Raw genomic sequence first — 19,284 nt, forward strand, 5'->3', positions numbered from 1 at the left:
AAGTAAAGTGGACCTTATCGCATGAAGAATTTGCGATGATTGTCGTACCAGTTCGCGGCGTCAAGGGCCGTTTCATCCGCCAGGCAGATTGGCCGTCAAACAGATTAGATTGTCATGAAGATCAAACGCATCGAGACCTTCTGCAACAGATATGTCGGCTTCGTCCGCATCACCGACGAAACCGGCGCCACCGGCTGGGGCCAGGTATCGACCTACAATTCCGATATCACGTCGGAGATCCTGCATCGTCAGGTCGCGCCCTATACGCTGGGCGCCGAGATCACCGACCTTGACGACCATCTCGACCGGGTCTTCGAGCGCGAGCACAAGTTTCCGGGCTCCTACCTCTACCGCGCCATGTGCGGCCTCGACACGGCAGTGTGGGACCTGCGCGGCAAGCAGGCCGGCAAGCCGGTCGCGGCGCTGCTCGGCGGCTCGGCCGGGCCACTGCGCGCCTATGCCTCCTCCATGAAGCGCGACATCACGCCGGCCGCCGAGGCCGAGCGCTTCAAGCGCCTGCGCGGCGACTACGGCTTCGATGCCTTCAAGTTCCGCGTCGGTGCTGAATGCGGCCGCAACCAGGACGAATGGCCGGGCCGGACGGAGGAGATCATCCCGACGATCGCCCGGGCCGTTGGCGCCGAGGCCGATCTGCTTGCCGATGCCAATTCCTGTTATTCACCGGCACGCGCCATCGAGGTGGGTCGGATCATGCAGGACAACGGTCTCGTGCACTACGAGGAGCCGTGCCCCTACTGGGAGCTGGAACAGACGAAGGAAGTCACGGACACGCTCGACATGGACGTGACCGGCGGCGAGCAGGATTGCGACCTGCCGACCTGGCGCCGCATGATCGAGATGAAGGCGGTCGATATCGTCCAGCCGGATATCTGCTATCTCGGCGGCATCAGCCGGACACTGCGCGTCGTGCGCATGGCTGAAGCGGCCGGCATCCCCGTGACGCCGCATGCCGCCAATCTTTCCATGGTGACGCTCTTCACCATGCACCTGTTGCGCGCCATCCCGAATGCCGGCAAGTATCTCGAATTCTCGATCGAGGGTGAGGACTATTATCCTTGGCAGGATGGTCTGTTCCGCAAGTCGCCCTATGACATCGTCGATGGTAAGGCCATGGTGACTGATGAACCCGGCTGGGGCGTGGAAATCGACCCGGAGTGGCTCGCGCGTTCGAGCTACCAGATGAGCGAGGCGAATTGAGATGAGCAGCGAAGCTCTTGTCGGCGAATATTTCTCCAAGGGGACTTTGTCCGCGCTGCCATCGGGTCATTTCATCGACGGTGTCTTCGTCGACGCCACCGGTGGCCGCGGGATGGAAACCTTCGATCCCGGCTCTGCGCGCGCTTTTCACACCTTCGCGGCCGGCGACGGTAATGACGTGGATCGGGCAGTCGCCGCCGCCCGCAAGGCACAGCGCGACTGGGGCCGGACCAAGGCGGGTGTCCGCGGCGCGATCCTGTTCCGCGCCGCCCAGATCATCCGGGCGGAAGCGGCGCGGCTGGCTGTGGTGGAAAGCCTCGACAGCGGCAAGGCCTTGCAGGAGGCTGAAGGCGATGTCGCAGGCGCGGCGCGCTGCTTCGAATATTACGCCGGTGCGGCCGACAAAATTCAGGGCGATACCTTCCCGCTTGGGACGGACTATATCGGTTACTCGATCGAGGAACCGGTCGGTGTGACCGCGCATATCATTCCCTGGAACTATCCGCTCTCGACGGCGGCGCGCAGCATTGCGCCGGCGCTGGCCGCCGGCTGCACGGTGGTCGCCAAGCCTGCGGAGCAGACCCCGCTGACCGCGCTGATGCTGGCGGACATTCTTTTCCGGGCGGGTCTGCCCGCGGGTGTCTGCAACGTCGTCACCGGCACCGGCGCGGAGGCGGGCGGGCCGCTGGTGTCGCACCCGGATGTTCGCCATGTCACGTTCACGGGTTCCGTGCCAACGGGCATCCGCGTCATGCAGTCGGCTGCCGCCAACGTTACCAGCGTCGTGCTCGAACTAGGCGGCAAGTCGCCGGTCATCGTCATGGCCGACGCCGATCTGGATGCCGCCATCGAAGGCGTGCTTGGCGCGATCTATGAGAATGCCGGCCAGATCTGCTCGGCAGGTTCGCGCCTCGTGGTGGAACGCAAGGTGCATGCGGAACTGGTCGAGCGGATCGCTGCCCGTGCCAATGGCCTGAAACTTGGCCATGGTCTTCGGCGACCACAGGTCGGTGCTCTGAACTCCGCCGCCCATCTCAACAAGGTGGCCGGATATGTTGAGGGCGCGCGGGAGCGAGGGGTTGCGATTGCCGCTGGCGGGCAGCGAGCGGTCGATCCGGAGAGCGGCACAGGCTGGTTCTTCCAGCCGACCATTCTCGACGCCGTCCAGGCGGATGACCCTGTCATCCAGGAGGAGATTTTCGGGCCGGTCTTGTCGGTGCAGGTTGTCGAGGGCGAAGAGGAAGCGGTCGCCATCGCCAACGGTACGGATTTTGGTCTCGTCGCCGGCATCTACACCCGCGATTTCGGCCGTGCCCATCGCATGGCGCGCGATATCGAGGCCGGGCAGATCTATATCAACGAGTATTTTGCCGGCGGGATCGAGGTGCCGTTCGGCGGCAGCAAGCTGTCGGGTTTCGGTCGCGAGAAGGGACTTGAGGCCCTGCGCAGCTATACCCGCACGAAGAGCCTGGCCGCGAAGATCAGCTGATCGTCATACTGGTCTTACCGCAAGGAGATAATGGACCTTTCGGGGGAGCCAATCTCCCTCTTTGATGGCAATGGCTAAAAATCGGGAACCAAGGGCCATCATCGGGAGTGAGATGGTCCTCTTCAGACAAGAACGCCGGAGAAACGGCGGCTTTTAACAGCCAAATGGAAGAGGAGAACAGCATGAAATCGACATTCGCGCTCGCCGCGACGACGGCGCTTGCCCTCATCGTCGCAAGCACAGCAGCCCAGGCTGAAACCCTGCGCCTGCTCACCTGGGGCGGCTATGCGCCCGACAACGTCATCAAGCTGTTCGAAGAGGCGAACCCTGACATCACCGTCGAGGTCACGCTGTCGAACAACGAGGAAATGGTCGCCAAGCTCCGGGCGACCGGCGGCGCCGGCTACGACCTCGCCCAGCCGAGCCATGACCGCATCTTCGCGGCCCAGCAGGAATACAACATCTACAAGCCGCTCGATCTTTCGAAGGTCGATACGGCCGCCCTCGCGCCGAACCTTCTCGAAGGCGTGAAGGCCAATGCGACGATCGACGGCGCGCTCTATGCCGTACCGCACCAGTGGGGCACGTCCGGCATCGTCGCCGACATCTCCAAGGCGCCGGACGTCAAGGGCTGGGGCGATCTGTGCAATCCGGAATACAAGGGCCGCACCTCGATGCGCCTGCGCCGTACGATCCTGCTCGGCACGGCCTTCTCGCTCGGCAAGGATCCGTTCGCGCTTTATGGCGACAAGGCGGCCTACCAGACGATGCTCGACGAGGTGACGGAAAAGCTGATTGCCTGCAAGGACAACGTCAAGACCTACTGGAACGGCGGCGACGATCTTTCGACGCTCTTGCTGTCAGGTGAAGTCGTCGTTTCGGAAGCCTGGGATTCCACGGCTTTCAAGCTCTACGGCCAGAACAAGAACCTGGTCTATGTGCCGCCGGAAACCGGCGCGCTTGCCTGGATCGACACCTTCGTCATCCCGCGCAAGGGCGAGGCGGACGATGCCGCCTACAAGTGGATCAACTTCGTCATGAAGCCCGAGATCGTCAAGCTGATGTCGGATTCGACCGGTGCGATCGCTGCCGTCAGCAACGGCATCGACCTGTTGCCGGACGACAAGAAGGCGGCCGTGAAGGCTGCTTTCGACGAGAAGGATCTTGCGAACCTCAAGTTCTTCGCCAACATTCCGGCAGGCTTGGAGGACATGGAAGGCAAGGCGCTCGAGCGCATCAAGGCCGCCGCGTCGAACTGATCGCCTCCCAAGGCGCGACACCAGCCGGCCGGGGGATTACCCTGGTCGGCTGTTTTCAAAATGGCCGCCTTGCGGCCGCGATTTGCGAGCACCCATGCACGACCTTCAATGCGAAAGCCTGAGCAAGCGGTTCGGCGCCTATACCGCCGTCAACAGCGTGTCCTTCAATGTCCCGCGCGGTTCGTTCTTCTCCATTCTCGGACCCTCCGGCTGCGGCAAGACAACGCTGATGCGCATGATCGCCGGTTTCGAGGAGCCGACGAGCGGCGACATCCGCATCAAGGGGCAATCGGTGCTCTCGACGCCGCCGAACAAGCGTCCCGTCAAGATGGTGTTCCAGCATCTCGCGCTCTTTCCGATGATGAACATCGGCGAGAACATCGCCTATGGCCTGCGCTGCCGCGGTGAGAACAAGGCCGACATTACCCGCAAGGTTGCCCAGGTGCTCGACCGCGTCGGCCTGCCCGGCACGGAGCAAAAGCAGGTGTCGCAGCTTTCCGGCGGCCAGAAGCAGCGTATCGCCATTGCCCGCTGCATGGTGCTCGAACCCGATGTCCTGCTGCTCGACGAGCCGCTTGGCGCGCTCGATCTCAAGCTGCGCGAGCGCATGAAGATCGAACTGAAGCAGCTCCAGCACCAGTTCGAGACGACGTTCCTCTATATCACCCACGACCAGTCGGAAGCCTTGCTGATGTCCGACAATGTGGCTGTCATGAATGCCGGCCAGTTCGAGCAGATCGGTTCGCCGCAGGAACTCTACAACGATCCCAAGACCGGCTTCGTCGCCGGTTTTGTCGGCGACAGCAACCGCTGGCCTGGCCGCGCGCTTTCCGTGGCGGACGGCAAGGTGCGCGTGGCGCTCGATGGTGGCGGCGAGGCGATCGCCACGGCGGGTGACGACCGCATTGCAGCGGGCAGCACCGTCGAACTCTTCGTGCGACCGGAAGTCCTTTCGGTGGGGCCAGGCGCCGAGAACCGTCTCGAAGGAACGGTCGAAAGCCTGCTTTTCAACGGCGCAAGCAGCCGTATCCTCGTGCGTGCCCAGGGCGGAAATCTCATCGAAGTCGGCCAGGCCGTGATGGACGGCACCAACCGCGTTCAACCCGGCGCCCGGGTCGATATCGGCTGGAGCCACGGCCATGGCCGCTGCTTCAGCGTCTCGAGGTGACGGCGATGGCGCGCTCGGACGTCACGAAACTCTCCTTCATCCTGCTCTTCGCGCCCTTCGCGCTATGGATCGCGCTGCTCATCATCCTGCCGCAGCTCGGCATCGGCTATATCTCGCTTCGGGAAAAGGTGGGGCCGGGCGAATACACGTTCGGCGTCTCGAACTATGTCGCCTTCCTCTCGGAACCGATCTACTGGAACACGCTGCTGCGCACCGCCTGGATGTCGATCCTGGTGACGGCGATGGCGCTCATCGTCGGCTTTCCGGTAGCCTACTACATTGCCAAGATCGCGCAGCGCCGCTCGCGGGCAGCCCTTTTTCTGATGTGCCTTATCCCGCTCTGGGTGAGCGACCTCGTGCGCGCCTTCGGCTGGATCGTTATCCTGCGTGAAACCGGTCTTGTCTCGAGCTTCCTGCAGAAGATCGGCCTGGTCAGCGGTCCTGTGGAGTTTCTCTACAACGACGCCACCGTGGTGATGGGGCTCGTCTATACGGTCGTGCTGTTCATGATCGTGCCGCTCGTTTCCACGCTCGACGGCATGGACAATTCGCTGATCGAGGCGGGCTACAATCTCGGTGGCAGCCGTTTCACCGTCTTCCGGCGCATCGTCGTGCCCTATGCGATGCCGGGCATCGTCGCCGGCTGCATCATCGTCTTCATGCTGACGGCGGGCAGCTATCTCACGCCCATCCTGCTCGGCGGCAAGAACAGCATGTGGTTCACGGAGCAGATCTACGAACAGTTCGTCACGCGCTACAACTGGGAGTCCGGCGCGACCTTCGGTGTCCTGCTTCTCGTGTTCACCTCGTTCGTCGTCTGGCTTGGGCTGCGGCTGACCGACCAGAGCCTCGCCTCCACCGTCGCAAAGGACTGACCCATGAACGTTGCGGCCCCGCAATCGCCTCTCCTCCGATGGGTCTACCGCGGCTATATGCTGGCGTTCCTCATCTATCTCGCCGCACCGCTTTTCGCCGCCGGCATGTTCGCCTTCAATGATTCCATGTTCCCGGCGCTGCCGTGGAATGGCTTTACGCTCGACTGGTTCTTCAGCAGTACCGAGCCGAAGATCGGCATGTTCCATGACCGGCGGCTGCTGCGCGGCCTGCAGAACTCGCTGATCATCGGCGTCGCCGTCTCTGCCATGGCGGTTGCCGCCGGCACCTGCAACGCGTTCCTCTTCGAGCGCAAGCAGTTTCCCGGCAAGAACATCTTCTACATCCTGATGATCGTGCCGCTGGTCATTCCCGGCGTCATCCTCGGCATCTCGCTTTTGGTCTTCGCCAGCATGATCGCCAACGGCCTGGAAGAAACGTTTGGAATCGAATGGGACTTTTTGCGCCCCGGGATTTTTCTCGTCATCCTTGGCCAGTTCTCGTTCCTCACCACCATCACCTCGCTGGTGATCGCCGCGCGTCTTCGGAAATTCGACATCGCGCTGGAGGAGGCGGCCTTCAATCTTGGCGCTTCGCGGCTGCGCGTGCTGATGACGGTGACGCTGCCCTATCTGATGCCGGCGCTCTTTTCCGCCTTCGTCGTGGCTTTCCTCGTCTCGTTCGAGAATTTCAACACGACGCTGATGCTCGTCGGCTCCGATGCGCCGCTGACGATCACCATGTATGACCGCATGGTGAAGGTCGGCTCGACGCCGGTGCTGAACGCTGTCTCGTTCTTCCTGATGGTGGGGTCGGGCGCGCTGGCTTTGCTCAGCGTGGTCGTGCAGCGCAAGGACGAACAGACGTAGTCCTCGCGGCAATGATTTGACCAGCCCCGGCATTGTGCAGGGGCTGGTCTGAAGCGGTCGGCGCTGGTCGTTACTTGGCCGCGTTGTACTTCGCGTCGACCTCGTTGATCGCCTGGACATTGCCGGCGGAGCGGCCGTTTTCGTCAAAGGTCTGGGCGAGATAGGCGTCGGCGATGGCCTTGGCGAGTTCTGTGCCGATGACCCGGGCGCCCATGGTGATGATCTGGGCGTTGTTGGAGAGGGCGGCGCGTTCGGCCGAATAGGTGTCGTGCGTCAGCGCGGCGCGGATGCCCGGCACCTTGTTGGCGGAGATGCAGACGCCGATGCCGGTGCCGCAGACGAGGATCGCGCGATCGTACTCACCGGCGATGACGCCGGAGGCGACGCGGTCGGAGAGCGTGGCGTAGAAGGCGTCCGGGCCGGCATCGGTGCGCGAGACTTCGTGCACGTCGTGGCGGTCCTTCAGGTGATCGGCAAGAACCTTGGCGAGGCCTTCGCCCGCGCTGTCACCGGCAATAGCGAGTTTCATGGAAAATCTCCTTTCAGATGGTGGCGGCGCAACGCGCCAGGATGTCGAGATAGCCTTCAACCTTCCAGGCTGAGCGGCCGATGAAGAGCCCGTCAATGTTCGGGCAGGCGATCAGTTCCTCGCAGTTCTGCGGGTTGACCGAGCCGCCGTAGAGGCAGGGAATGCGGCGGCCGAGGATCTTTTCCGCGACCTCGGCGATCTCGGCGTGGCGGGCATCGGCATAGTCCGCCGTCGCCGGAATGCCCTTCTCGCCGATCGCCCAGACGGGCTCGTAGGCGAGCAGGATTTCAGCCTGTTTCTGCGTGGTGTCGAGCCGCGACAGGGCGCCGCGCACCTGCTGTGCCAGCACCTCCGTCGCATGGCCGCCTTCGCGGTCGGCAAGAGTCTCGCCGATGCAGATCAGCGGCACGAGGCCATGGCGCACGGCAGCCTCGGTCTTGAGGCCGACCGTCTCGTCCGTCTCGCCGAAGTGCTCGCGGCGCTCGGAATGTCCGAGCTCGACGAGGTCGAGGCCGCAATCCTTCAGCATCACCGGCGAGACCTCACCGGTCCAGGCACCTTCGTCGGCCCAGTGCATGTTCTGCGCGCCGACCTTCACGGACGTATTGGCGAGCATCGTCTTGACCTCGCGCACGGCGGTGAAGGGCGGGATGATGAAACGCTGGATTCGGGCATCGCGGTCGCTGTCGGCAGCAGCAAGACGTTCGGCGAAGATCTTGGCCTCGGCCAACGTCTTGTTCATCTTCCAGCTCGTGCCAACCCAGAATGTCCGGCTTTGGCTCATATGGTTGTCTCCTTGTGGGCAATCCGCACCACGGTTTTTCCGTCGCCGAGTTCGGCCAACGTGTCGTGGGGGAGGGGTTTGTCGGATAGGACCGTGTCGAATTCCGTAAGGTCGGCCAGCACATGCAGTGCGGTGTGGCCGAAGCGGCGGCTGTTGATCATCAGGCAGGACTGGCGGCTGGACGTCATCATCGCCCGCTTGGTGCGCACCACGGCCTCATCCATGTGATAGGCAAGCCGACCCGAGGCTGCGGGTGCGGATATGAAGGCGATGTCGGCGCGCAGGCGCGACAGCGCCTCTTCCGTGACGATGCCGAAATAGGCGTTGAACTTGGCTGAATAGATGCCGCCGAGGCCGATCAGGGTGACGCCGGAGACACCCTTCAGGCGCTCCATGATCGCCGCATTGTTGGTGATGATGGTGATCGGCTTTTTCGCCGCCAGCACGTCGCCAAGCACCGAGGCCATCGAGCCATCGTTGATCATCACCGTCATGCCGGGTTCGACGAGGTCGGCGGCGGTTTCGGCCAGCGCGCGCTTCACATCGGCTTCCTGCAACTCGCGAAACCGGAAATCGCTTTCGAACTGGGTGCCGGCATCGATGGTCGCGCCGCCGCGCACCTTGCGCAGCACGCCAGCCCGTTCGAGATCGTCGAGGTCGCGGTGGATGGTCATCTTGGAGACACCGAAGCGCGCCGCGATGTCGTCAAGCTCGACAGCCCGGCTTTCGACCAGAAGATTGATGATCTCCTGTCTGCGCTCTTCCCGTTTCACGGCGTACTCCATCCTGACGCTGCGGATAGGTCTATAACATCATTCCTGCGTTTTTGTAACATTATTTTTGTGATTTTGTGATTTTCGTCACGCTGAGCTTTGCAGAAGCAATCGTGCCGTGCGCTCATCCGTGATCAGCCCATGGAGCTTGTGGCTGTGCAGGACGGCGCGGATAGCCTCGGTCTTCACCGGGCCACCTGCAATGGCGACGATGCGGTCGTTGCCGTCTTCGGAGAAGGAGGCGGCAAGCGTCCGCGCTGTAACCGAGGTTTGAAGGATGCGGCCTTTGCTGTCGAAGAAATGGCCAAGCAATTCGCCAACACCGCCGAGGGCGGCAATCTCCTCCAGCTCGTCCGGCTGGAGCATGCCGGATTTCACCAGATGCGCCTGGTTGTCGACGGTGCCGATGCCGACGATCTTGAGGTCGGCGCTGCGGGCAAGGTTGAACACCTCGCTGACGCCGCGCTGGGAGAGCAGCACTTCTCGATCCTCTTCCGTATTGGCGAAGAACGGCACAGGCATCACATAGGCCTGGGTGCCGGTCTTTTCCGCAAGACGGTGCATGACGTCGTAAGGGTTGGCGGCATAGTTGCGGGTCAACCCGCCGAGCAGCGAGACGAAGCGCGTGCCGCTGGCGCTGATCCGCGGCAGATGGCGAACGGCGGCCGAAAGCGTGCGGCCGTGGCCGAGGCCGATGACGGCGGATTCGCCGCGTTCGATTTCGCGCCGCAGGAAATTTGCCCCGGCATGGCCGAGCGTGGTCAGCGCCAGCGGATCGTCGTCGATATCGGGAGAGACCTCGCAGTAGTCGAGGCCGTAGCGGGTGGAAAGCTCCACCTCCAGGTTGGCGCATTCGGCAATGTGGCCGTCAATGCTGACCTTCACGACGCCCTCGGCAACGGCGCGTGCAATCAACCGGTGCGCCTTGACCGACGGAATCCCCAGGCGTTTGGCGACGGCAGACTGGGTGAAGCCGCCGATATAGTGCAGCCAGGCGGCGCGGACGGCGAGGGAATCTTCATTGTCGATCATCAGTGGTGTCCTGCCTTGCTCTGCACCGGGAACGATTTTTCAGGCCAAGCCTTAGCAAGCGCGCCCGCCGCGGTCAGCCCAGCTTGAGATCGGAAACACCGGTATCGATATGCGGCGCCCAGAAGGCGACACTTTCGGCGATCTGCGCAATGACCTGCCGGTCGTTCGGCTCGCGCTCCTTGAAGGAGAGTTCCAGGCAGATTTCGTTGTCGACCGCGCCGCCCTCGGCGAACGCTTTCAGCAATGGTTCCGGCTGGATGCGGCCCTTGGCATTGAACTCGGCGGTGAACGGTCGATGGCCGCCCTTGTCCATCAGGCTCTGCTTGATGTGGATGATCGGCGAGACTTTTGGCACGGCGCGCGCCCAGGCATAGGGCTCGAAGTCGTCCGGATTGCTGGAGGTCACGTCGCCGTGGTCGATATCGGCCATCATCCACATGGGGATCGCCATATCGGCGGCGGTCAGCCGATCCTGCAGTTTGATGCATTCAGCGATGGTCTCACCGAATTCGCGGCCGATGCTCATCGGCTCCCAGAAGACATAGGAGAGGCCGGCACCTTTCGCGTGCTCGGCCACGTCCGCCCAACAGTCGATGGCGATCTGGATCAATTCCTCGCGGCGCGCCGGATCGTCATAATCCTTGTAGGTGAAGATGGCGAACTGGGTGCCGACGGACGTGCCGCCGAGGTCGCCGATGATATCGGCAAAGGTCTTGAACCAGTCGACATAGTAGCGGCGCACATCGGCATCCGGATGGCCGAAATGGTTGAGGCGGCCATAGGGGCCTGTCATGCCGGACGTAACGCGCACGCCGGTCCGTTCCAGCGCCCTGTCCATCTGCCGCGTCAGCCGGCGGATCGTCGCCGCATTCCAGCTCGGATTGATGAACTCGTGGGTCAACTGGAGATCGCGCAGGCGAAGGTCGCGGGCGACGGTGTCGATCAGGTCGTCGGGATCGGCGAAGCGGTTGACCAGCGGATTGGTGTTGAGTGAAAGCGTCAGCGGCATGGTCGACCTCAGGCTGCGGCAAGGCGGGTAGCGTTGAACCAGTCGGCGAAGGCCGCGCGCTCGGCTTCCGTCATATGCAGGTAGTGTTTGGTCCGGCGGTAGAGGATGTCCTGTGCCGTCTGCGCCCACTCGCTGGCGACGAGATAACGCGCCTCCGCCTCATAGAACTGGCCGCCGAAATGCCGGCCGAGGCTTTCCAGGTTGCTGGCACCACCGATGACATGCTTCGTGCGGGTGCCGTAGAGGCGGCCGTAATGCTGTACAAGCTTGCGCGGCATCCACGGATAGGTGTCGCGCAGGCTGTTGGCGAACGTCTCATAGTCGGCATTCGGCATATCGCCGCCGGGAAGAGGCGCCTTCTCCGTCCAGTCGCCACCCATATTGGGGAAGATATGCGCAAGACGGTGCATGCCGCGCTCGGCCAGTTCGCGGAAAGTGGTGATCTTGCCGCCGAAGACGTTGAGCAGCGGCGCGCCGCCGGTCTCGTCGAGATCGAAGACATAGTCGCGGGTAACGGCGGAGGGGTTGCCCTTGCCGTCGTCGAACAGCGGACGCACGCCGGAGAAGGAATGCAGCACATCCTGCCGGCGCAGTTTTTCCTTGAAGTAGCGGTTAACCGCCTTCAGCAGGTAGTCGATTTCCGTCTCGTCGGCGCAAACGTCTTCGGCGCGGCCCTCATAGGCGATGTCGGTGGTGCCGATCAGCGCCTTGTCGCCCTCATAGGGGTTGATGAAGATGACGCGCTTGTCGTGGTTCTGCACCAGATAGGCGTTTGCGCCCGCCCAGAATTTCGGAACGATGATGTGGCTGCCCTTGACGAGGCGCACATTGCGCGAGGAGTTCGAGCCGGCGACGCGGTTGATGACGTCGGAGACCCAGGGGCCGGCGCAGTTGACGAGGCACTTGGCACGGAAGGTGCGCGTTTCGCCCGTCGTGCTGTTCTTCGTCGTCACCGTCCAGGCGCCGTTTTCGCGGCGGGCGGAGACGGTCGGCGAACGGGTCAGCACCAAGGCGCCCTTTTCGGCGGCGCCCACGGCATTCAGCGTCACCAGGCGGGCGTCATCCACCCAGCAGTCGGAATATTCAAAGCCACGCGTGTACTGGTCGAGGATCGGCGTGCCTTCGGGGTCGCGTGCGAGATTGAGCGTGCGTGTGCCCGGCAGCTTCTTGCGGCCGCCGAGATGGTCGTAGAGGAAGAGGCCGAGCCGGACGAGCCAGGCCGGGCGATCCTCCGGGCTGTGCGGCAGCACGAAGCGCATCGGCCAGATGATGTGCGGGGCGGCGTTAAGCAGCACTTCGCGCTCGATCAGCGCCTCGCGCACCAGCCGGAATTCGTAATATTCGAGATAGCGCAGACCGCCATGCACCAGTTTGCCCGAGCGCGAGGAGGTGCCTTCGGCCAGATCGTCCTTCTCGCTCAGCACGACGGACAGGCCACGGCCGGCTGCATCACGCGCAATGCCGGCGCCGTTGATGCCGCCGCCGATCACGAAGAGGTCAATACGCTCGGGCTCGTTCATCTCAATCTCCTTCGACGCCTCACGGGGAGGCGCAATCGTTTTCGTCAGCGCGCGGCCAGGATGTCCCAGGCAGGCGTTATCCCGCGGCGGACATCCGCATAGGCGGCAAACAGGCGCGTCATGCGGTCGGTGTCTTCGGGCTTTGGTTGTTCGGCATCGCCAAGCTCGGGGGTGACCCAGTCGGCAATGCAATCGTCCATCGTGCGGTAGGCGCCGATCGCCACGGCCGCCATCATCGAGGCGCCGGCGGCGCCGGCCTCCTCGCGGGTGCTGACGCGAACCGGTGCGCCAAGGGCAGCACCCAGCGTGCCACGGATCGACGCCGAACGGGCCGCGCCGCCGCTGACCCGGAGTTCGGAGGGTAGGGCGCCCATGGCCGCGTAGCAATCGCGTGTCGCCATGCCGAGGCCTTCGACGACCGCGCGCACGAGATCAGGATACCGGTGACGGCTGGCAAGGCCGGTAAAATTGGCGCGGGCGCGGGCATTGACGAAGGGGCCGCGCTCGCCGGCCTCGGAAATATAGGGATGGTAGAGAATGTTGCCGGGCTTGCTCGATGCAAACCAGGCATCGACGCGGCCGATCATATCGTTGAGCCCGACGGTGACGCCGAATTCACCCAGGAGATCCGCGCCGACTTGCAGCAGCCAGTCGAGGTTGATCGTCGCGCCCATATTTGTCTGGACCTGGGTGACGACGCCGGGGATCGGCAGCGCGATGACATAGCCGGTGCGCTCGGCGTTCAGCACGACCTCGGAAACGGGTTTTGCCAGAAGGTGCACGCCGGTCGAACCGATGGCGGAGCAGGCGGCGTTGCGGCCTTCGCTGCGCACGCCGGCACCGAGCGCCGTCATGCACATGTCGACATAACCGAGGCAGACGGGCGTGCCGGCCTTGAGGCCGGAGGCGGCAGCAGCTTCCGTGGTCAGCGGATGGGTGGTCTCGGTGCCTTCGATGACTTCCGGCAGCAGGGCGCGGCGGTGCGTCAGGCCAAGGGCTGCAAGCACGTCGCTGTCATAGCAGCGGGTGCGGAAATTGCCGAAGGTGAAGCTCACTTCGGACGGGTCGGTGGCGCGGATGCCGGTCAGGTTCAGGTAGAGCCAGTCCTTGCAATGCATGGCGGTTTCGGCGCCGGCCAGCAGGTCCGGAAAATAGCGGTCCATATGGGCGAGCTGCGTGCCCTGCTGGCAGGTGTTGAGGCCGGTGCCCGTCGCCTCGAACCGTGCGCGGTCGGCATCGGTGGCGGCAAGCCGTTCGACGGTCGGTGCCGCGCGGGCGTCCAGCCAGAGCCAGGCATCGCCGGCCGGACGATTGCCGGCGCCGACGAGCCAGGTGCCATCACCCTGGGCGGTGATGGCGATGGCGGCCGTGCGGTCGGCCAGACGGTCGACCTTATCTGCCAGCCCGCGCAAGGCGCGCGTGCAGTCGAGCCAGGTCTGGTCGAGCGATTGCGTGACGGAGCCGTCATCGCCGGTGACGTAGGTGTTGCGCACGGAGGCGCTGGCGATCTGGCGGCCGGTCAGCGTGAAGGCGACAGCCTTCATGACCGAGGTGCCGGCGTCGATGCCGATGATCAGGTCTGCCGCTTCAGCCATGACGTGCACCAACGGATGCCGCGACAATCCGCGTCGCTTCGCCTGACCCGAAACAGAGCATTCAATCCTCCTGATCGTTTTTCACGAAAGCGTGCGTGACCCTTGCAGGCCCTCTGGCCGAGGCCAAATTGGCCTCCAAGGACAGTACCACGGATCTCCCGGACCTCGGAAGAGAACATAACACAAAGTTATCGCGTGTCTCGTAAAATTTTTCGGCTGTCGAATTTTTTTTCATATAAGATGGATGCGGATAGAAGGCGGGGCAAAGGAGCGTTTTGAGGCGCGCGATGGCTGCCTCGACCGAGCCTTCATAGCGGTTCTATGGCTTTGAAGGTAGGTGCGATTTGAATTTTTTATATTTAATATCAGATAGATATATAGATTTTCACGTTTCCGCCTCCGCTTTGTTTATGCGCCCACATCGGGATGCGTTGGGTGATGTCGTCTGCCCACCCGGCGAGGTGGAGGTGGTGGAATGTGGATACCGGAAGACGCGGCACTCAAAAAAGGCAGATTGACAGCCTGCGTTAAGTTAACATATACAATGGGACATATAACACGCATATATCGCAACTGCGAAAGATGTGTGCAATGCAGCGCAAGGCAGATGAGGAGATCTGGCCGGCGCCTTCATGGGGAGGACATCATGACATGTTCTGTACGGAAGACAGTGACGCCCACCAGCGCCAGCGCGCGCGGGTCTGTCGGCGTGCCCTTGTCGTCGGCCCCTTGCCGGCGCACCCACTGACGTTTCCTCCGTTCAATCGCAAGGCCAATCGACATGACTGACACCACGCTATCGAAGCCGCCGCAGCCCGCGCGAAACTATCGCTGGATCGGCATTGCCGCCGCCGTTGTGCTGGTCGGCGCCATGGCGTTCGACACCACGATAGTCCAGATCGGCTCCGAGAGAGACGTGCAGGTGCAGAAGTTTTCGCCGGAAGCCTATGGCGCCGAGCAGTTCCCGATCATCAAGCAGAGCGTCGAGACGCGTGCCGTCGACGCGGTCGAACTGTCGACGGCGATTGCTGCCGACAAGAAGGCGGCCTCCGAGAAATACGGCGTTGCGACCTCGGTCGGCCCGGTCCTTCCGGTCAAGTTCACCGGCGTCGTCGGCGAGCGCAAGGCCAACTACAACGTCGTTGCGGTCGAAGGCCTGCCGGCCGAGCTGACCGTGCGGGTGCAGACCGGCCCCGCGCTCAACGGTACGGACCTGCGCGACGCCACCGGCCAGATCGAATTCGGCCAGTTCAAGAACCAGATCGAGTATCAGGACGCCGGCTCGGCGATCAACAACGAGGTCAAGAAGGTGGTACTCGGCGGCATCGACCCGGCAGCGCTTTCCGGCAAGACCGTGACGGTCATCGGCGTGTTCAAGCTGGTCAACCCGAAGAGCTGGATCGTCATTCCCGTGAGGCTCGACGTCCAATGAGCGCGGCCGCCGACACCGGACCGAAGGGTGAAGTCGTGCTCGCCGCGCGCAACGTGGCGAAGTCCTACGGCAGCGTGCATGCCCTCAAGGGCGTCAATTTCGACATTCATCGCGGCCAGGTCACGACGCTGTTCGGTGAGAACGGCGCCGGCAAGTCGACCCTCATGAAAATCCTCTCCGGCGTGGTGCAGCCCACCTCCGGCGAGATCATTCTCGATGGAGAGCCTATCGTTTTCGCGTCATCCTCCCAAGCACGTGACCGCGGTATCTCCATCATCCATCAGGAGCTCAGCCTCGCCCCCAACATGAACGTTCGCGACAACATCTTCATGGGGCGCGAAATCATGACGGCAACAGGCGTGGACTTCGCTGAAGAAGAGCGCCAGACGCGCCTCCTGATGGCTGAACTGGAAGAGGACATCGATCCTCTCACCCCCGTCGAGGAACTTCGCCTCGGCCAGCAGCAGATCGTCGAGATCGCCCGTGCCCTTTCGGTCAATTCGCGCATCCTGATCATGGATGAGCCGACCTCGGCGCTCAGTGCCTCTGAAGTCGAGGTGCTGTTCAAGGTCATTCGCGACCTGATGAACCGCGGCGTTTCGATCGTCTATATCTCGCACCATCTCGAGGAGGCCCTGCAGATCACCAACCATGCGGTGGTTCTGCGCGATGGCGCGATGACGGCCTATGCCGAGCGCAAGGACATCGATCTCGAGTGGATCGTCCGCCACATGGTCGGCGACAATTTCGATCTCGGCTCGCCGCCGACCGGCTATGACAAGGGCGACGTGGCGCTGTCGATCGAAGGGCTAACGGTGACGGATCCCGGCGGGGCCGGCTATTCGGTGGTCGACGGGCTTTCCCTTTCGGTTCGCGAAGGCGAGATCGTCTGCATTTACGGCCTCATGGGCGCCGGCCGCACCGAACTGCTCGAAACGGTCGCGGGGCGCCTCAAGCCCACAGCCGGCAAGGTCGTGCTGAAGGGCCGGGACGTCACCGGCCAGTCGATTTCGGCCTGCATTCGCGATGGCCTCGTGCTTGTGCCGGAAGACCGGCAGCGCGACGGTCTGGTGCAGACCATGAGCGTCGGCCGCAACCTCTCGCTCGCCAGCCTCGGCGCCTTCACACGCGGCCTGTTCACCTCGACCTCCCGCGAGGCGGGATTGATCGGCGAGGCGATCCGCAAGGTGCATATCAAGACGGATGGCGGTGCGGCCCCCATTGGCTCGCTCTCTGGCGGCAACCAGCAGAAGGTGGTCATCGGCAAGATGCTGGCGACGGAGCCGGAAGTGATCCTGCTCGACGAACCGAGCCGCGGCATCGATATCGGCGCCAAGGCCGAGGTCTTCAAGCTATTGGCCGAGCGCGCCAAAAGCGGGCTTGCCGTCGTCTACACCACCTCCGAGGTCGGCGAATGCCTCAGCATCGCCCACCGCATCATCGTCATGCGGCGTGGCCGCATCTCCGCTGAATTCGGTCCCGATGTGACCAAAGAACAGATCATGGCCGCCTCTGGCGAAGCCGTGCATGCCCATTAGGAGCGCTGAATCCATGTCAGTCACACCTGCAATCGACACGAAGACGGCGGTCAGCGGCGGCAAGCGCAAGAAGAGCCTCGTCGAGCTTTTGTTTGAAGGTCGCGCCTTCTTCGCGCTCATCGCCATCATTGTCGTCTTCTCGCTGATGTCGCCGAACTATTTCACCGTCAACAACTTCCTGATCATGGCCTCGCATGTGGCGATCTTCGGCCTGCTGGCGATCGGCATGCTGCTCGTCATCCTCAACGGTGGCATCGACCTTTCGGTCGGCTCGACGCTGGGGCTCGCCGGCGTCGTCGCGGGCTTCCTCATGCAGGGTGTGACGCTGCCGCAATTCGGCGTGATCCTCTATCCGTCGGTCTGGGTCGTCGTGGTGCTGACCTGCCTGCTGGGCGCCGTCGTCGGTGCCGTCAATGGCGTGCTCATCGCCTATCTGCGCGTCCCGGCCTTCGTCGCCACGCTCGGCGTGCTCTATGTCGCCCGCGGCATCGCGCTTCTGATGACCAACGGCCTCACCTACAACAATCTCGGCGGCCGTCCGGAACTCGGCAATACCGGCTTCGACTGGCTCGGCTTCAACCGCCTCGCCGGCGTGCCGATCGGCGTGCTGGTGCTCTTCGTCTTCGCGATCGCCTGCCACATCCTGCTCGCCCGCACGGCTTTCGGCCGCTGGCTCTACTCGTCCGGCGGCAACGAGCGTGCGGCGGAGCTTTCGGGCGTGCCGGTCAAGGGCGTGAAGATCACCGTCTATGTGCTCTCGGGCATCTGCGCGGCGGTTGCCGGCCTGGTCCTGTCCTCGCAGTTGACCTCGGCTGGCCCGACGGCCGGCACCACCTATGAACTGACGGCGATTGCCGCTGTCGTCATCGGCGGCGCGGCGCTGACGGGCGGTCGCGGCACGGTCATCGGCACCATGCTCGGCGCCTTCGTCATCGGCTTCCTGTCGGATGGCCTCGTCATCATCGGCGTCTCGGCCTACTGGCAGACGGTTTTCACCGGCGCCGTGATCGTCACCGCCGTTCTGCTCAACAGCTTCAAATACGGCCGCCGCTGACAAGCGGCAGCTGACCGGAACTGACTGCGGCCGGGAGAGGCGGACCATCGAGTGCCCCGGCAGCGGAAAGTATTGCCGAAAATCGGCGCAAACGAACTCAACAAAGGGAGTGAGATCATGTTCAAAAAAGGTATGCGTGTACTCTTCGCAGCAACTGCCGCTTTGCCGCTGCTGTTCAGTTCTGCCTGGGCCGAAGGCCTGATCACCGTCATCGTCAACGATCCGTCGAACCCTTACTGGTTCACGGAAGGCGAAGTTGCCAAGAAGACGGCCGAAAGCCTTGGCTACACGGCCAATGTCGGCGCCCACAAGGGTGACACGAACACCGAGAGCAACCTCGTAGACACCGCCATCACCAACAAGTCGGTCGCCATCATTCTCGACCCGGCCAATGCCGACGGTTCGGTCGGCGCGGTCAAGAAGGCCGTTGCCGCCGGCATCCCGGTCATCCTCGTCAACGCCGAGATCAACCAGGAAGGTCTTGCCAAGGCTCAGCTCGTGTCGAACAACGCCCAGGGTGCCGCTCTCGGCGCGCAGCAGTGGGTCGAAGCGGTTGGCGACAAGGGCAAGTATGTCGAGCTCTTCGGTGCACCGTCCGACAACAACGCCGCTACCCGTTCGAACGGCTACGAAACCGTGCTTACGCAGTATCCGGACCTCGAAAAGTCCGGCAAGGAAGTGGCTGACTGGGATCGCACCAAGGGCCACGCCAAGATGCAGTCCCTGCTTCAGGCAAACCCGGACATCATCGGCGTCATCAGCGGCAACGACGAAATGGCGCTGGGCGCGATCGCTGCCCTGAAGGAAGCCGGCAAGCTCGAGCAGGTCAAGGTCGGTGGCTTCGACGGTTCGCCGGACGCGGTCGCTGCCATCAAGGCCGGTGAACTGCAGTACACCGTGCTCCAGCCGGTCGCCGTGTTCTCGGAAGCGGCCGTCAAGCAGGCCGACAACGTGATCAAGAACGGTTCGACCGGTGTCGACACCGAAAAGCAGCTGTTCGATTGCCTGCTGATCACCAAGGACAATGTCGACAAGTACACCGCTCCGTTCGTTCTGAGCGAGTAATCAACGCCGGGAGCGCCTGTCGCGGGCGCTCCCATCCACCTTGCTTGGCATTTTCCTTGCCGCCCGATACGAGATAC

The 19,284-nt window shown here is 63.1% G+C and carries 17 protein-coding genes; 10 read left to right on the top strand and 7 right to left on the bottom strand.

The window, feature by feature from the left end; all coding sequences use genetic code 11:
- The first annotated feature begins 114 nt into the window (after nucleotides 1–114).
- The 6 genes from GR138_RS18495 to GR138_RS18520 all read left to right on the top strand — a co-directional run bounded on the left by GR138_RS18495 (nucleotide 115) and on the right by GR138_RS18520 (nucleotide 6,876).
- Nucleotides 115–1,218 (top strand): mandelate racemase/muconate lactonizing enzyme family protein, encoded by a 1,104-nt coding sequence (locus tag GR138_RS18495; protein ID WP_160860743.1) that lies wholly within the window; start codon nucleotides 115–117, stop codon nucleotides 1,216–1,218.
- A gap of 1 nt (nucleotide 1,219) precedes the next feature.
- Complete coding sequence (locus GR138_RS18500) at nucleotides 1,220–2,707, top strand: aldehyde dehydrogenase family protein (RefSeq protein WP_160860744.1); 1,488 nt, start codon at nucleotides 1,220–1,222, stop codon at nucleotides 2,705–2,707.
- A gap of 182 nt (nucleotides 2,708–2,889) precedes the next feature.
- Nucleotides 2,890–3,966 carry an extracellular solute-binding protein gene (locus GR138_RS18505; protein ID WP_160860745.1) on the top strand — a complete coding sequence of 359 codons (1,077 nt, stop codon included), beginning with the start codon at nucleotides 2,890–2,892 and terminating at the stop codon, nucleotides 3,964–3,966.
- 94 nt (nucleotides 3,967–4,060) lie between these two features.
- Nucleotides 4,061–5,134: an ABC transporter ATP-binding protein gene (locus GR138_RS18510; protein WP_160860746.1), complete on the top strand. Its 1,074-nt coding sequence runs from the start codon at nucleotides 4,061–4,063 to the stop codon at nucleotides 5,132–5,134.
- 5 nt (nucleotides 5,135–5,139) lie between these two features.
- Nucleotides 5,140–6,009 (top strand): ABC transporter permease, encoded by an 870-nt coding sequence (locus GR138_RS18515; RefSeq protein WP_160860747.1) that lies wholly within the window; start codon nucleotides 5,140–5,142, stop codon nucleotides 6,007–6,009.
- A gap of 3 nt (nucleotides 6,010–6,012) precedes the next feature.
- A complete protein-coding gene (locus GR138_RS18520; RefSeq protein WP_160860748.1) occupies nucleotides 6,013–6,876 on the top strand; it encodes an ABC transporter permease in 864 nt (287 codons plus the stop codon).
- Between the two features lie 70 nt (nucleotides 6,877–6,946).
- On the opposite strand, the gene derI is transcribed toward GR138_RS18520, so the two are convergent.
- The 7 genes from derI to GR138_RS18555 form a co-directional block, all read right to left on the bottom strand.
- Nucleotides 6,947–7,405: a D-erythrulose-4-phosphate isomerase gene (gene derI / locus GR138_RS18525; protein ID WP_069060916.1), complete on the bottom strand. Its 459-nt coding sequence runs from the start codon at nucleotides 7,403–7,405 to the stop codon at nucleotides 6,947–6,949.
- A 13-nt stretch (nucleotides 7,406–7,418) separates the two neighbouring features.
- Nucleotides 7,419–8,189, bottom strand: coding sequence for a triose-phosphate isomerase (locus tag GR138_RS18530; RefSeq protein ID WP_160860749.1), 771 nt, complete (start codon nucleotides 8,187–8,189; stop codon nucleotides 7,419–7,421).
- Complete coding sequence (locus tag GR138_RS18535) at nucleotides 8,186–8,962, bottom strand: DeoR family transcriptional regulator (protein WP_160860750.1); 777 nt, start codon at nucleotides 8,960–8,962, stop codon at nucleotides 8,186–8,188. The genes GR138_RS18530 and GR138_RS18535 overlap by 4 nt, the downstream gene beginning before the upstream one ends.
- Nucleotides 8,963–9,049: 87 nt before the next feature.
- A complete protein-coding gene (locus GR138_RS18540; protein ID WP_160860751.1) occupies nucleotides 9,050–9,994 on the bottom strand; it encodes a sugar-binding transcriptional regulator in 945 nt (314 codons plus the stop codon).
- A gap of 73 nt (nucleotides 9,995–10,067) precedes the next feature.
- Entirely contained in the window at nucleotides 10,068–11,003 is a 936-nt protein-coding gene (locus GR138_RS18545; protein ID WP_160860752.1) for a sugar phosphate isomerase/epimerase family protein, read from the bottom strand.
- A gap of 8 nt (nucleotides 11,004–11,011) precedes the next feature.
- Nucleotides 11,012–12,523 carry a glycerol-3-phosphate dehydrogenase gene (locus tag GR138_RS18550; RefSeq protein ID WP_160860753.1) on the bottom strand — a complete coding sequence of 504 codons (1,512 nt, stop codon included), beginning with the start codon at nucleotides 12,521–12,523 and terminating at the stop codon, nucleotides 11,012–11,014.
- Nucleotides 12,524–12,567: 44 nt separating this feature from the next.
- Nucleotides 12,568–14,118: an FGGY-family carbohydrate kinase gene (locus tag GR138_RS18555; protein ID WP_160860754.1), complete on the bottom strand. Its 1,551-nt coding sequence runs from the start codon at nucleotides 14,116–14,118 to the stop codon at nucleotides 12,568–12,570.
- A gap of 781 nt (nucleotides 14,119–14,899) precedes the next feature.
- Between GR138_RS18555 and GR138_RS18560 the strand changes: the two genes are divergently transcribed.
- The 4 genes from GR138_RS18560 to GR138_RS18575 all read left to right on the top strand — a co-directional run bounded on the left by GR138_RS18560 (nucleotide 14,900) and on the right by GR138_RS18575 (nucleotide 19,207).
- Nucleotides 14,900–15,550: a DUF2291 family protein gene (locus GR138_RS18560; protein ID WP_160860755.1), complete on the top strand. Its 651-nt coding sequence runs from the start codon at nucleotides 14,900–14,902 to the stop codon at nucleotides 15,548–15,550.
- On the top strand, nucleotides 15,547–17,088 hold the full coding sequence (locus tag GR138_RS18565) for a sugar ABC transporter ATP-binding protein (protein WP_160860756.1): 1,542 nt from the start codon (nucleotides 15,547–15,549) through the stop codon (nucleotides 17,086–17,088). Before GR138_RS18560 ends, GR138_RS18565 begins: the two co-directional genes overlap by 4 nt.
- Before the next feature lie 13 nt (nucleotides 17,089–17,101).
- Nucleotides 17,102–18,142, top strand: coding sequence for an ABC transporter permease (locus GR138_RS18570; protein WP_160860757.1), 1,041 nt, complete (start codon nucleotides 17,102–17,104; stop codon nucleotides 18,140–18,142).
- Nucleotides 18,143–18,259: 117 nt separating this feature from the next.
- Nucleotides 18,260–19,207: a D-ribose ABC transporter substrate-binding protein gene (locus tag GR138_RS18575; protein ID WP_160860758.1), complete on the top strand. Its 948-nt coding sequence runs from the start codon at nucleotides 18,260–18,262 to the stop codon at nucleotides 19,205–19,207.
- The last annotated feature ends 77 nt before the right edge of the window (nucleotides 19,208–19,284 follow it).

The organism is Shinella kummerowiae (assembly GCF_009827055.1).
Lineage (GTDB): Bacteria > Pseudomonadota > Alphaproteobacteria > Rhizobiales > Rhizobiaceae > Shinella > Shinella kummerowiae.

What these genes read in the sequence shown, in the direction of transcription:
- GR138_RS18495 (WP_160860743.1), top strand. Translation starts at nt 115, where the DNA reads ATGAAGATCAAACGCATCGAGACCTTCTGCAACAGATATGTCGGCTTC.
- GR138_RS18500 (WP_160860744.1), top strand. Translation starts at nt 1,220, where the DNA reads ATGAGCAGCGAAGCTCTTGTCGGCGAATATTTCTCCAAGGGGACTTTG.
- GR138_RS18505 (WP_160860745.1), top strand. Translation starts at nt 2,890, where the DNA reads ATGAAATCGACATTCGCGCTCGCCGCGACGACGGCGCTTGCCCTCATC.
- GR138_RS18510 (WP_160860746.1), top strand. Translation starts at nt 4,061, where the DNA reads ATGCACGACCTTCAATGCGAAAGCCTGAGCAAGCGGTTCGGCGCCTAT.
- GR138_RS18515 (WP_160860747.1), top strand. Translation starts at nt 5,140, where the DNA reads ATGGCGCGCTCGGACGTCACGAAACTCTCCTTCATCCTGCTCTTCGCG.
- GR138_RS18520 (WP_160860748.1), top strand. Translation starts at nt 6,013, where the DNA reads ATGAACGTTGCGGCCCCGCAATCGCCTCTCCTCCGATGGGTCTACCGC.
- derI (WP_069060916.1), bottom strand. Translation starts at nt 7,405, where the DNA reads ATGAAACTCGCTATTGCCGGTGACAGCGCGGGCGAAGGCCTCGCCAAG.
- GR138_RS18530 (WP_160860749.1), bottom strand. Translation starts at nt 8,189, where the DNA reads ATGAGCCAAAGCCGGACATTCTGGGTTGGCACGAGCTGGAAGATGAAC.
- GR138_RS18540 (WP_160860751.1), bottom strand. Translation starts at nt 9,994, where the DNA reads ATGATCGACAATGAAGATTCCCTCGCCGTCCGCGCCGCCTGGCTGCAC.
- GR138_RS18545 (WP_160860752.1), bottom strand. Translation starts at nt 11,003, where the DNA reads ATGCCGCTGACGCTTTCACTCAACACCAATCCGCTGGTCAACCGCTTC.
- GR138_RS18550 (WP_160860753.1), bottom strand. Translation starts at nt 12,523, where the DNA reads ATGAACGAGCCCGAGCGTATTGACCTCTTCGTGATCGGCGGCGGCATC.
- GR138_RS18555 (WP_160860754.1), bottom strand. Translation starts at nt 14,118, where the DNA reads ATGGCTGAAGCGGCAGACCTGATCATCGGCATCGACGCCGGCACCTCG.
- GR138_RS18560 (WP_160860755.1), top strand. Translation starts at nt 14,900, where the DNA reads ATGACTGACACCACGCTATCGAAGCCGCCGCAGCCCGCGCGAAACTAT.
- GR138_RS18565 (WP_160860756.1), top strand. Translation starts at nt 15,547, where the DNA reads ATGAGCGCGGCCGCCGACACCGGACCGAAGGGTGAAGTCGTGCTCGCC.
- GR138_RS18570 (WP_160860757.1), top strand. Translation starts at nt 17,102, where the DNA reads ATGTCAGTCACACCTGCAATCGACACGAAGACGGCGGTCAGCGGCGGC.
- GR138_RS18575 (WP_160860758.1), top strand. Translation starts at nt 18,260, where the DNA reads ATGTTCAAAAAAGGTATGCGTGTACTCTTCGCAGCAACTGCCGCTTTG.